Origin of the sequence: Arminella tubonensis (assembly GCF_003240585.1) — a bacterium.
Classification (GTDB): domain Bacteria; phylum Pseudomonadota; class Alphaproteobacteria; order Rhizobiales; family Rhizobiaceae; genus Rhizobium; species Rhizobium tubonense.
The window spans coordinates 527,333-539,911 of record NZ_PCDP01000035.1 but is presented as its reverse complement, the minus strand read 5'-3'; the positions used below and the strand labels follow the sequence as shown (position 1 = coordinate 539,911).

Annotated in this window: 11 protein-coding genes; 2 read left to right on the top strand and 9 right to left on the bottom strand. The window is 60.7% G+C overall.

Annotated features, from left to right (window positions below; all coding sequences use genetic code 11):
- Nucleotides 1–202: 202 nt before the first annotated feature.
- The 5 genes from CPY51_RS14290 to CPY51_RS14270 form a co-directional block, all read right to left on the bottom strand.
- A complete protein-coding gene (locus tag CPY51_RS14290; protein ID WP_111160854.1) occupies nucleotides 203–1,171 on the bottom strand; it encodes an ABC transporter substrate-binding protein in 969 nt (322 codons plus the stop codon).
- Between the two features lie 90 nt (nucleotides 1,172–1,261).
- On the bottom strand, nucleotides 1,262–2,389 hold the full coding sequence (locus tag CPY51_RS14285) for an ABC transporter permease (protein WP_111160853.1): 1,128 nt from the start codon (nucleotides 2,387–2,389) through the stop codon (nucleotides 1,262–1,264).
- Entirely contained in the window at nucleotides 2,386–3,273 is an 888-nt protein-coding gene (locus CPY51_RS14280; protein ID WP_111160852.1) for an ABC transporter permease, read from the bottom strand. The genes CPY51_RS14285 and CPY51_RS14280 overlap by 4 nt, the downstream gene beginning before the upstream one ends.
- Nucleotides 3,274–3,275: 2 nt before the next feature.
- Nucleotides 3,276–3,611, bottom strand: coding sequence for a hypothetical protein (locus tag CPY51_RS14275; protein WP_111161007.1), 336 nt, complete (start codon nucleotides 3,609–3,611; stop codon nucleotides 3,276–3,278).
- A gap of 159 nt (nucleotides 3,612–3,770) precedes the next feature.
- Nucleotides 3,771–4,562 (bottom strand): ABC transporter ATP-binding protein, encoded by a 792-nt coding sequence (locus CPY51_RS14270; RefSeq protein ID WP_111160851.1) that lies wholly within the window; start codon nucleotides 4,560–4,562, stop codon nucleotides 3,771–3,773.
- Nucleotides 4,563–4,683: 121 nt separating this feature from the next.
- Here CPY51_RS14270 and CPY51_RS14265 point away from each other — a divergent pair, with 121 nt between their 5' ends.
- Complete coding sequence (locus CPY51_RS14265; RefSeq protein ID WP_111160850.1) at nucleotides 4,684–5,097, top strand: cupin domain-containing protein; 414 nt, start codon at nucleotides 4,684–4,686, stop codon at nucleotides 5,095–5,097.
- A 30-nt stretch (nucleotides 5,098–5,127) separates the two neighbouring features.
- On the opposite strand, the gene hydA is transcribed toward CPY51_RS14265, so the two are convergent.
- Complete coding sequence (gene hydA, locus CPY51_RS14260) at nucleotides 5,128–6,582, bottom strand: dihydropyrimidinase (protein ID WP_111160849.1); 1,455 nt, start codon at nucleotides 6,580–6,582, stop codon at nucleotides 5,128–5,130.
- Between the two features lie 177 nt (nucleotides 6,583–6,759).
- Nucleotides 6,760–8,013: a Zn-dependent hydrolase gene (locus CPY51_RS14255; RefSeq protein ID WP_111160848.1), complete on the bottom strand. Its 1,254-nt coding sequence runs from the start codon at nucleotides 8,011–8,013 to the stop codon at nucleotides 6,760–6,762.
- Nucleotides 8,014–8,308: 295 nt separating this feature from the next.
- Here CPY51_RS14255 and CPY51_RS14250 point away from each other — a divergent pair, with 295 nt between their 5' ends.
- Nucleotides 8,309–9,010, top strand: coding sequence for a TetR family transcriptional regulator C-terminal domain-containing protein (locus CPY51_RS14250; protein WP_244598664.1), 702 nt, complete (start codon nucleotides 8,309–8,311; stop codon nucleotides 9,008–9,010).
- Here CPY51_RS14250 and CPY51_RS14245 read toward each other — a convergent pair.
- A complete protein-coding gene (locus CPY51_RS14245) occupies nucleotides 8,988–11,558 on the bottom strand; it encodes an HWE histidine kinase domain-containing protein (RefSeq protein ID WP_111160847.1) in 2,571 nt (856 codons plus the stop codon). The genes CPY51_RS14250 and CPY51_RS14245 overlap by 23 nt on opposite strands.
- The gene (locus tag CPY51_RS14240; protein WP_111160846.1) at nucleotides 11,555–12,094 is read right to left on the bottom strand and encodes a biliverdin-producing heme oxygenase; all 540 of its coding nucleotides are present in this window, start codon (nucleotides 12,092–12,094) and stop codon (nucleotides 11,555–11,557) included. The genes CPY51_RS14245 and CPY51_RS14240 overlap by 4 nt, the downstream gene beginning before the upstream one ends.
- Nucleotides 12,095–12,579: the final 485 nt, after the last annotated feature.

Sequence of the window (12,579 nt, the reverse complement as noted above, 5' to 3'; positions counted from 1 at the left end):
GGCTTAAATAATTCTACTTTGAGCAATGCCTGGAATCAATCATGGCACCGTGATGCGTCCATTCCGATGATTGATTGCCCCAGATATACGTCGCTTTTGCGACAAATCAGACGCGGACGCCAGCTTTTTATTGGCGCTGTTACAAAATGAAAAAAACGCGCGGGCGATCCCGCGCGTCTAAAAAGGCGCTTGGAAACGGGGACTACTTCAACGCAGCGTCGGTAATGGCGTGCGTGTAGGCGCCCTTTGGCTCCTTGTTGATGATCTTCTGTTCAAGCAGGGCCTTCTCGGTGCGCTCGTAGAGAGCCTTGTCGAGCTTGCCGTCGCCGATCAGCTTTGCCACTTCGCCGGCCATGCGCTTCTGGTGAGCCTCGTCCTGACCGCCATTGTCGACGACGATTTCGGCCGCTTCGTCAGGATGTTCGACCGCGTACTTCCAGCCCTTCATCGAAGCGCGGACGAACTTGACCATCTTTTCCTTGAAGGCCGGGTCCTTCAGCTTCTCTTCGTTGACGTAGAGACCGTCTTCGAGAAGATTGACGCCGAGCTTGGTGTAGTTGAAGACGAGCAGGTCTTCAGCCTTGAAGCCGGCATCGATCGCCTGCCAGTATTCGTTATAGGTCATGACGGAAATGCAGTCGGCCTGCTTCTGGACGAGCGGCTGCACATCGAAGCTCTGCTTCAGGACGGTGACGCCATCCTTGCCGCCTTCCGTCGGTATCTTCAGCTTGTTCATCCAGGCGAAGAACGGATACTCGTTGCCGTAGAACCAGACACCGAGGGTGTGGCCCTTGAAATCGGCCTCCGACTTGATCGGGCCGTCCTTGGGGCAGATCAGTTCGAGGCCGGATTTATCGAAGGGCTGGGCGATGTTGACGAGTGGAACGCCCTTCTCCCGGGCAACGAGCGCGCCGCCCATCCAGTCGACGATGACGTCGGCGCCGCCGCCGGCGATGATCTGTTCCGGCGCGCTGTCCGGTCCACCGGGCTTGATGTCGACATCAAGGCCTTCGGCCTTGTAATAGCCCTTGTCCTTGGCGACGAAGTAGCCGCCGAACTGGGCCTGCGTCACCCATTTCAACTGCAGCGTCACCTTGTCGGCGGCGAGTGCCGATTGGGCCGCGGCCAGCGCCATTGCGCCCGCCATCAGTGTAAACATCAGTTTTTTCATTGCTTTCCCTTTTCCCTCTGAAGTTATGCCCTTGCCCTTTTCGGGTCTTGGGCGACGCCTGGAGCGTTCGCTCCAGGAATTCGATTTGACCTAGCTGCCACGGATAGACGGATGCCAGAATGTCGTCATCCTTTCGACAAGAGTGATGACGCCATAGAAGACGGAACCGCTCACCGCCGCTACGGCGACCTCGGCCCAGACCATGTCGACGTTCATCCGGCCGCCTTCGATCGCTATCCGGAATCCCATGCCGACAATCGGCGTGCCAAAGAACTCCGCTACGATGGCACCGATCAGCGCCAGCGTCGAGTTGATCTTTAAGGCATTGAAGATGAACGGTGCCGCTGCCGGGAGCCGAAGCTTGAGCAGCGTCTGCGTGTAGTTCGATGCATAGGTGCGCATCAGATCGCGCTCCATGTTGCCGGCAGCAGCCAACCCCGCGACCGTGTTCACCAGCATCGGGAAGAAGGTCATGATGACGACGACGGCCGCCTTGGACTGCCAGTCGAAGCCGAACCACATGACCATGACGGGTGCAACGCCGATGATCGGCAGCGCGGAGACCAGGTTGCCGATCGGGATCAGGCCGCGGCGCAGGAAGGCGACGCGATCGGCAAGGATCGCGACGATAAAGCCGCTGCTGCAGCCGATGATATAGCCGACGACCACCGCCTTCAGGATCGTTTGCCGGACGTCGGCGGCAAGAATCGGGAGGGAGTCGACGATCCGAAGCCCGATGGCGCTTGGCGGTGGCAACAGGATAAATGGAATGCCGCCGCCGCGGGTGGTGGCCTCCCAGATAATCAGGATCCACGCGCCGAAGATCGCCGGGATGACCAGCTTGAGCAGCCAGCTGGTGAAGGTGGAGCTTGGCTGGATACCCGCCAACAGGCTGACGCAGCGCCAGGCGAGCAGCCATGCGGCTGATATCAACAGGAAGAACGAAGGACGAGCGGCGCCTTCGTTGCCGGCAATGCCAGTCAGGAGCAGCCATGCTGCTTCATGCGCGCCGATGAACAGGATAGCGGCGGTAATCGCCGGAGGTAGCGTGGTCTGCGACAGGATCGACGAGACGATGATCAGGAAGAACACCAGCATCGTGACGCCGGGTGAAATCGGGTCTTCCGTGCCGGTCGCAATGAGCGGCAGGAGGAATGCCGCCACCAGGCACAGCAGAAGCGCCAGCAGGCCCTGCCAAGAGAAATAGAAGACCTTCATACCGGTCGACCTCCCATCGAGCGGTCGACAATGCGCGCGACGATGCTGACACTGGCGACCAACAGGGAGGCCAATACAGAGCCGGCCACGAGGGCCGCCCAGATATCGATGGTCTGGCTCTGATAGGAGCCGGCGAGCAATTTGGCGCCGATACCGGCAACTGCGCCGGTCGGCAGTTCGCCGACGATGGTGCCTACGAGGCTCGCGGCGACTGCGACCTTCATCGATGTAAAGAGAAACGGGACGGAGGCCGGGACCCGCAATTTCCAGAAAGTCTGAGCCTGGCTGGCGTTATAGGTGCGCATCAGGTCCAGATAGATGATCTCGGGTGAGCGCAGGCCCTTCACCATGCCGACCGTGACCGGAAAGAACGATAGGTAGGCGCAGATCAGCGCCTTCGGTATCAGCCCGGTGATGCCGAGTGCTCCCAGCACAACGATTACCATCGGCGCGATCGCCAGGACCGGCACCATTTGCGAAGCGATGATCCAGGGCATCAGGCTACGCTCCAGCACTTTCACATGGACGATGCCGACGGCGATGACCACGCCGAGGATGGAGCCGAACACGAAGCCGACCGCCGTCGCTGCCAGAGTCACCCAGGCATTGTAGACCAGGCTGCGATTGCTTGTGACACTGCGAAGAAAGGTGTTCTCGAAGACGTTCGAGGCGACCTGGTGTGGCGCCGGCATGACAGGTTTCGGCTGCGACAGCGTTTTGCCGATGAATTCCATCGTGCCCGACGAGACATTGGCGCGGCGGTCGAGGTCGCGCTGGAACGGGGCGTTCAGAACGACGGCAAAGATGTACCAGAGGACGACGATCGCAAGCAGGATCGTTGTGACCGGCACGAACTTGTGTCTGAAGAACTCCTCTTTCTGCATCGTCACACCTTGCCCTGCAATGGAAACATCATCAGCGCCATCGCGAGGACGCCAAGCCCGACACCGGCGAGCTGAGGCATGCTCAGGCGCTCGCCGAACACGGCGACGGCGATGATGTTGACGACGATGAGCTGGACGATGGCCGAGGCCGAGATCGCCAGACCCAGCCCGCCCTCGCGCATCAGCCGCACCATCATCAGGTTGCCGATGCAATAGAGCGTCAGCGAGAGCACGAGGATGAGAACGTTGCTGGTGGCGATATAGGCGCGGGATGCGGTTGCCCCCGATATGAAAATGGTCATCGCGCCGGCGAGCCAGAGGAGGAATTGTGCGTTCATGAATTGAGCCTCGTCGAGCAAGGAGCGCCCCTCATCCGGCCTTCGGCCACCTTCTCCCCGTAGGGGCGAAGGAGATAGACGCGCCCTCCGTCGTCCCCTCTCCCCGCTTGCGGGAAGAGGGTTAGGGTGAGGGGCGCCTCTTGTTCGATCCTCAACGACCTACTCCTCATAGCTATGCCCCGCCCTCAATCCTTCGCGAACGCGGTGGGCTATTTCGAGGAATTCGGGGGTTTCGCGGATGCCGAGGGGGCGTTCGGCCGGCAGCGTGGAATCGATGATGTCTGTCACCCGACCCGGGCGGGGCGACATGACGACGATCTTGGTCGAGAGGTAAACGGCTTCGGGGATCGAGTGGGTGACGAAGCAGATGGTCTTGTTCGTTCGTGCCCAGAGCTTCAGCAGCTGCTCGTTCAGATAGTCGCGGACGATTTCGTCGAGGGCGCCGAAGGGTTCGTCCATCAGGAGCAGGTCGGCGTCGAAGGCCAGGGCGCGGGCGATCGAGGCTCGCTGCTGCATGCCGCCGGAGAGCTGCCATGGATATTTGTGTTCAAAGCCGTTTAGGTTGACGAGTTCCAGCGTCTGGGCGACCCGTCGCTTCTGCTCGTCTTTGCTGTGGCCCATGATCTCCAGCGGCAGGGCGATGTTCTTCTCGATGGTGCGCCAGGGGTAGAGCGCGGGTGCCTGGAACACATAGCCGTAGGACCGCTTTTCGCGAGCATCTTCCGGCGACATGCCGTTGACGGTGAGATCGCCTGAGGTTTTCTTCTCGAGATCGGCGATTGCCCTCAGGAACGTCGTCTTGCCGCAGCCGGACGGTCCGATGAAGGAGACGAAGTCACCCTTTCCGACATCGAGATCGACATTGCTCAGCGCATGCACCGGCCCGTCATTCGTCTGGTAGGTGAGACAGAGGTTCCGCGCGGAAACGACGGAAGAGCTGGATGATGTCATTAAGGCGTCCCAGTCAGGTTTTCGCAGGTCGCCCCGGGCGTATTGCGTATTGTCGTTGAGGGTCTATTTATCGACGAGCGAAGAGATTTTGTCACGGAAACGGATATAAAGGAGGAATAATATGAGCGTATCATCGAAGCCCACCTGCAGAATTGTGCGACCCGGAGGCACCTATGCCGGGAAACAGGGGCTTAGCTATTTCCAGGGCATCGCTGCCGAAACGGTCGGCTCCACAGGCATTTGCATGCATCTCCTGACGATCCCGCCGGGCGGTCGCGCCAAGGCGCATCTGCACGAGGCTCACGAGACGGCGGTTTATGTTCTCTCCGGCGAGGTGCACACCTGGTTTGGCGACCGGCTGGAGGAACATGTGATCGTCAGGGCCGGCGAGATGTTCTACATACCGGCCGGCGTGCCGCATCTTCCGGCCAATCTCAGTGACCTTCCGAGCACGGCGATCATTGCGCGCACCGATCCCAACGAGCAGGAGAGCGTCGTCCTGCTGCCGGAACTGGATCGACTGGCGCAGGGGTAGCACGGCGCGCTGCTTGAGAATTCTCGTCAATCAGACCCCACTTGCCGGAATGCCGGTGCGCTGCACCTTGCGGGGTGCGGTGATGCCTTTCCAGGTCGAGAGCGCCTTGTTGACGGCGGTGAAAGGCTCGCGGGCGACGAACTGGCCATGGCCCTGCTGGGTCTTGATGGTGTTTTCCTCGATGGCGACGACACCGCGCGTCAGGGTATAGCGCGGCAGGCCTGTGACCTGCTTGCCTTCGAAGACATTGTAGTCGATAGCCGACTGCTGGGTCTTGGCAGAGATGGTCTTTGTGCGCTTCGGATCCCAGACGACGATATCCGCGTCGGCGCCGACAAGGATCGCGCCCTTCTTCGGATAAACGTTCAAGATCTTGGCGATGTTTGTCGAGGTAACGGCGACGAACTCGTTCATGGTCAGCCGGCCGGTCGCGACGCCGTGGGTCCAGAGCATCGGCAGCCGGTCTTCCAGACCTCCGGTGCCGTTGGGGATCTTGGTGAAGTCGCCGAGGCCGAAGCGCTTCTGTTCCGTGGTGAAGGCGCAATGGTCGGTCGCAACGACCTGCAGCGAACCTGACGCAAGGCCCGCCCAGAGACTATCCTGGTGCTGCTTGTTGCGGAACGGCGGCGACATGACGCGGCGGGCGGCGTGGTCCCAGTCCTTGTCGAAATATTCGCTTTCATCGAGCGTCAGGTGCTGGATAAGCGGCTCGCCGTAGACGCGCATGCCCTTCTGGCGGGCACGGCGGATTGCCTCGTGCGCCTGTTCGCAGGAGGTGTGGACGATATAGACCGGGGAGCCTGCCATGTCGGCGATCATGATGGCGCGGTTGGTCGCCTCGCCCTCGACTTCCGCCGGCCTCGAATAGGCGTGGGCTTCCGGGCCGTCATTGCCTTCCGCGAGCAGCTTTGCCTGCATCTGCGCCACCACGTCGCCGTTTTCGGCGTGGACGAGGGGCAGGGCGCCGAGCTCGGCGCAGCGCTGGAAGGACGAGAACATCTCGTCGTCGTCGACCATCAACGCACCTTTATAGGCCATGAAGTGCTTGAAAGTGTTGATGCCTTTTTCTCTGACGACTGTCTCCATCTCGTTGAAGACCTGTTCGCTCCACCAGGTGATCGCCATGTGGAAGGAATAGTCGCAATTGGCCCGCGTCGACTTGTTGTCCCACATGGTCAGCGCTTCGAGCATCGACTGACCGGGTGCGGGCAGGGCGAAATCGACCACCATCGTCGTACCGCCTGAAAGGGCCGCGCGCGTGCCGCTCTCGAAATCGTCCGAGGAATAGGTGCCCATGAACGGCATTTCGAGATGGGTGTGCGGGTCGATGCCGCCGGGCATGACGTAGCAACCCGTGGCGTCGAGCACCTCGTTGCCGGAAAGGTTCGGCCCGATCTCGACGATCCTGCCGCCCTCGATCTTCACGTCCGCCTTGTAGGTCAGATCGGCCGTAACGATCGTTCCACCCTTGATGACTGTGCTCATTGGGTCTGCTCCCTGGTTAGAAACGCGTGCGGAGAGACACCCCCCTCTGCCCTGTCGGGCATCTCCCCCACAAGGGGGGAGATCGCTGTGGCACCTTCTCGCGTCATATTGATCTCCCCCCTTGTGGGGGAGATGTCGGCCCGGCCGACAGAGGGGGGTGTTCCGTCGTGTAGGCCATCACTCCACGATCCCCGCCGTCTCGACGACTGCGTGGAAGAGGACGTCGGCGCCGGCGGCCGCCCATTCCTTGGAAATCTCTTCGGCTTCGTTGTGGGAGAGGCCGCCGACGCAGGGGCACATGATCATCGTGGCGGGGGCGACCTTGGCGGCCCAGCAGGCGTCATGGCCAGCGCCGGAGATGATGTTCATATGGCTGTAGCCGAGCCTCTCGGCGGCGTTGCGCACCGCTGAGACGAGTGTCGGGTCGAATGTCACCGGCTCGAAGTGGCCGATCGCCTCGACAGAACAGCCGACGCCAAGCTCGTTGCAGATATTGGGCGCCTTGGCCTCTATCGCAGCGCGCATGCGGTCGAGCTTCGCCTTGTCGGGGCTGCGGATGTCGACGGTGAAAACGACCTTGCCGGGGAGCACGTTGCGGGAGTTCGGAGAGAAGAACACCTGGCCGACGCCGCCAACGGCGCCCGGCTGGTTTTCCATCGCAACACCCTGCACCATCTCGATGATCCGCGACATGGCGAGGCCGGCATTGACGCGCAGGTTCATGGGCGTCGAGCCCGTATGCGCTTCCTTGCCGGTGAGCGTGAATTCGAGCCACCACAAGCCCTGACAGTGGGTGACGACGCCGATTGCCTTATTTTCCGCCTCGAGAATCGGGCCCTGCTCGATATGGTATTCGAAATAGGCGTGCATCTTGCGCGCGCCGACCTCTTCCTCGCCGAGCCAGCCGATGCGCTTCAGCTCGTCGCCGTAGGTCTTCCCGTCAGGGTCCTTGCGGCTATAGGCGTGCTCCAATGTATGGACGCCGGCAAAGACGCCTGAAGCGAGCATGGCAGGGGCGAAGCGGGCGCCTTCCTCGTTTGTCCAGTTGGTGACGACCACAGGGTGTTTCGTCTTAATGCCGAGGTCGTTCATGGTGCGGACGACTTCAAGCCCTGCCAGCACGCCGAGGACGCCGTCATATTTGCCGCCGGTCGGCTGGGTGTCGAGATGGGATCCGACATAGACGGGCAGGGCATCGGGGTCGGTGCCGGCGCGGGTTGCGAACATCGTGCCCATCTTGTCGACACCCATGGTCATGCCGGCCTGTTCGCACCATGACTTGAAGAGGTGGCGACCTTCGCCATCGGCGTCGGTCAGCGTCTGGCGGTTGTTGCCGCCCGCGATACCGGGGCCGATCTTCGCCATATCCATCAACGCGTCCCAAAGGCGATCGCCGTCGATACGCATGTTTTCGCCTGGTGCGGCCACCATATGCATTCCTCACCTGTTTATCGTCGTCATGCAAGGCGCATGCCGTAGTTCCCAAGGTCAGTGACCGGAGCCTTCTTTGTTTTTATTTGCTCCGGAAAATCGCCGGTTGCCTTTACCTGGCAACTGATCGATATTTGACCGATTGGTAAACATTACAACTTCCGTGGCGGCGCTCAAGACGAAAAAAACGAAAAGCACCGACAAAATTGCAGGCAATTGCCTAAAACGTCGTCAGGTGCGAGTTTGATGCAAACTTGACTGAAACGGTTGAATTTCAAAGGGAAACAAAACCGACATGGCCATCCCGAGAGCCGCCAGAACCCAGCGGCGGACGCGCATCCAGGAAGAGAAGGAAGAACTGATACTGGAGGCCGCTCTGGACGTCTTTTCCGCCAGTGGTTTTCGCGGTTCGACTATCGACCAGATCGCCGAGGTCGCCGGCATGTCGAAGCCGAATCTGCTCTACTATTTCCGTACCAAGGACGCGATGCACCGGGCGCTGATCGACCGCGTGCTCTTCACCTGGCTCGAGCCGCTGCGCGCCTTCAATGCGGATGGAAATCCCGAAAGCGAGATCCGCAGCTACATCAGGCGCAAGCTTGAAATGGCTCGCGACTTTCCGCGCGAAAGCCGCCTGTTTGCCAACGAGGTGCTGCAGGGCGCTCCGCATATAGAAGACGAACTGAAAGGCCCGCTGAAGAGCCTCGTGGATGAGAAGGCCGAGGTTATCCGCGCCTGGGCGAAGGCGGGCAAAATCGCCAAATGCGACCCATACCATCTGATCTTCTCGATCTGGTCGACCACACAGCACTATGCCGACTTCGACGTTCAGGTGCGAGCGGTCCTCGGGCAGGAGCATTCAGGGGTGGGTCGCTTTGAAGACGCGGCGCGCTATCTCGAGAAGCTTTTCGTCGACGGGTTGATGACAGTCGGGAACGATGCGGGCCAAAGCAATCCAGGCCAGGGCTCGGCGCTCAGTCCCGTTTCGGCAGATTGAGCCCGGCAAGCGCTGCGGCCACGCTTTCGATCGTGTACGGTTTTTGCACGATATGCGCATCGCCGTGTTTACCGACCTGAACGTTCTCTCCGCCATAGCCGGTCGCAAAGAGAAAGGGCGTTTTCTTGCTGGCCAGCCGGTCAGCAATCGGCAAACTGTTCTCCTCGCCGAGATTGACGTCCAGCAGCGCCACATCGAATGAACGCTGGTCCAGTATGTCAAGCGCCTGCGTCACATTCGGCGCGGTGGCCACATGCCTGGCGCCGAGGCGGCTGAGAATATCCTCGCCGTCCATGGCGATGATCAGATTGTCTTCCACCAACAGGACATTCATGCCCGACAGGAGGTATCCCGCGGCATCACCGGTGTCTGTATTCTTGACGGCGGTCGTGCGAACCGCGCAGTTCGTCGTAGCTTCCGCAAAGCTTACATATTTCGACGGGATTGAAAAATCCGCCTCGACACCGGAGGCAGCGAATCGAATGTCCGCCTTGCCGCCAAGATCGTAGGGAATGGAGCGACGGATGAGCGTCGTGCCGAAACCCTGCCGCATGGGCTCGGCGACGGGCGGGCCGCCGGTCTCCCGCCAGCGGATCGACAAATCGCCTTGAATGTCGATGTCCCAGGAGACGGAGACGCCGCTGTTGCCGGAAAGGCTGCCATATTTGACGCTGTTGGTAACGAGTTCATGCAGGACGAGGGCGGTCGTCGAGAATGCTCTCGGGTCCAGCAAGACATCAGGCCCGGTGAGAGCGATACGCTCGACGTTCTTGCCAAGATAGGCTGCGGCTTCGGCTTCGAGCAGGTGGCGGAAGGAGGCCGGCGCCCAATTGTCGCGAGTGATCTGATCATGGGCGCGCGCCAGCGACTGGACGCGGCCCTCAAGCTGACCGATATAATCATCGAGCGTGACACTCGATGATTTCGACTGTCGCACGAGGCCGTTGATGAGGCTCAGGATGTTGCGGACCCGGTGGTTAAGCTCGGCGATCAGCAGTTCTTGCCGCTCGGTTGCTTGCCTACGAACGTCGCGGGCCTCATCGGCCAGTCGCAATACCACTTCGATCAGTGTCACCCTGATCGTCTCGGCAACCCGGCATTCCGCTGAAGTAAACGGATGCGACCGGCCGCGAACCAGCTCGGACCAGGTCTCGAAGCTCTTGCGTGGCGTCAGCCGGGGGCCATTGGGACCGTATTCCGTCGGCTTGTGCGGATCGCCAGCCCAGCGCACGGAACGGACAATCTCCTGCCGGAAAAGGATGACATAGTCCCGGGGCGATCGCGAGATCGGGATCGCCAGCAGGCCGGCAACCACTCCGTCGATGCCCTGTTCGGGATAAAGCTCCTCGATGCGATCGGTCGCGAAAACCCGGCCGGCGGCGGCGCGATCGAGGGTCCTTACAATTGTCGCAAACTGCTCTTCGTTCGGCGTAAGCCCGCTGAGTGCGGAACGGCCGTTTATCCAGACGCCGATACCGTCGGCGGGAATGGCCTCGCCGAGTGCCTCGATCAACCACGCCGGATCGTCCAGGAGGCTGGCGTCATCGGCCACCAACGTCAGCACCCGGTCAGCGATCTGCCGGGCCTTGGTCTCGTAGTCCAGCGCCGTCCTGCGTTCGCGGCTCTCCAGCCGCGAAGCGAACATCTGGCCGAAGAGCTCCGACGTCGAGCGGCGCTCGAAAGACGGCAGGCGCGGGCTGTAGTGGTGACAGGCAAAAAGCCCCCAGAGCTTCTCGTCGACGACGATCGAAATCGACAGCGAGGCACATACACCCATATTCTTCAGGTATTCGATATGCATCGGCGAAACGGAGCGCAGCATCGACATGGAGAGATCGAGCGGACGGCCATACTCGTCACGTTCGGGAAGGATCGCGACCGGTGTGCCATCCACGTCTGCAATGATACGGAAGAGGTTTCGCATGTAGAGCGCACGCGCCTGTACCGGAATGTCGGAGGCCGGATAATGGAGTCCTAGAAATGAACCGATGCCGGAACGTGCCGCTTCGGCTACGACCTCGCCGGAGCCGCTTTGATCGAAACGATAGACCATGACCCGGTCGAAGCCCGTCAATGCACGGGCCTGTCGTGCCCCTTCGCGGAAGAAGGCCTCCAATGTCTCGGTCTGGTCCAGCCGCGCCATCATGCTGCGGATCGACATGGTAGAGCCGCCTTGCCTCGGGTCCTGCGAAAGCTCTCCTTCAAGGATGATCAGGCCGTCGCTCAGGTGCAGCGCGATATCGAATGCGGCGCCGTCGTCGGCAAGAGCGATGCCGAAAATGCGCTCGACGACATCGGGGCCGCGCACCATGGTCAACCGGTTGCGCAGGGTGTGCAGCGCCTTTGGGGCGATGATCTCGGCGACGGGCCGCCCGAGCGCCTGCTCACATTCGATGCCAAGAAATTGGTGAAGATTGAGCGAGGCGCGCGCGACCAGCCAATCTGAGGAGATCGCGAGCAGAAAGCCAAAAGGCTGCAAGGAGCCGAGTTGGTGGATCGGCTCACGATCGCAATTGGTCAGATCGACTGGAAGGGGACTGTCCGTCAAGAGGCAAAGAGCTCCAGTTCGAGTTCGGCGGCGCGCCTGAAGTGGTCGAAGATGGATCTCGCGGCAGCGATGGCGCGATCCTCGTCTATAATGTTCGCTCCGTCCAGCCGTTCCATGAAAGCTTTCATGGCGCCCTTCGGTCCTTGATGACGAATGTAGGCCGAGGGAAGACTTTCCGGCACCCGCTTTGCCAATATCGCGCCTCCGAGCTTCGAGCCCTCGAGCACGTAAGCTGCACCCCAGAGCTCGTCATCTGCTGCAAACGCAACCACATCGAGGGAGCGAGGTGCCTTGAGACCAAGTGTCGCCAGGTCAGCGGCGAGCATGTCGCTTCGGCGGCGATCGGCCCAATCCGGCAACAGCGAAGCGATCCCACCTTGCTCCAACGCTTGTTCGACAGCGGGAATGGCTCTTGCATGGGCAAGCAGAAAAGCGCCGTACTGACGCGGATCGGCCAGATCAAAGCCACCGAAAAGCCGATCGACGACAGAATGGCAATCGCCGGTGCCGGCACGAAGCCCATTTCGAAAAGACATTCCACCCATTCCAACTGCCTACCATGCATCATCCGACGGGATGGCGCGAATATAGCCATATATGTCAAGGCGTTGTTATTTCCAGGTGAGGCAGCGGCTCGCGCCGGCAGGCGCGCGAGCCGCTTCGGTGTCTCAATCACGGTCCCTAAAAATAGTGGTGCCGCTCAATGCCGTCATAGCGGCCGGATTTAAGACAGCAATTCTTGAAACCGCCTCCGCGAACTGCAGGGGCAGAGATCGTTGCGACCGAGTTTCTCGATCAATTCAACGTCGCCGTGAACAAAACGGTTGCCGGTCTTAACACCGGCTTCTGATGGGAAGGATTTGCGGCGCTTGGACGTGACTTCAAAAGCTAACGTCGTTGAAGGACCTGCGTGACATGATAGCCTCCTGTTTTCGCGGCCGCTGCAATCGGCGGCTGTGCGATGTCTACCATATTCGATGCCCCAATCAAGCCATGCCGGCAATCTCGCATCCGTGGCGAG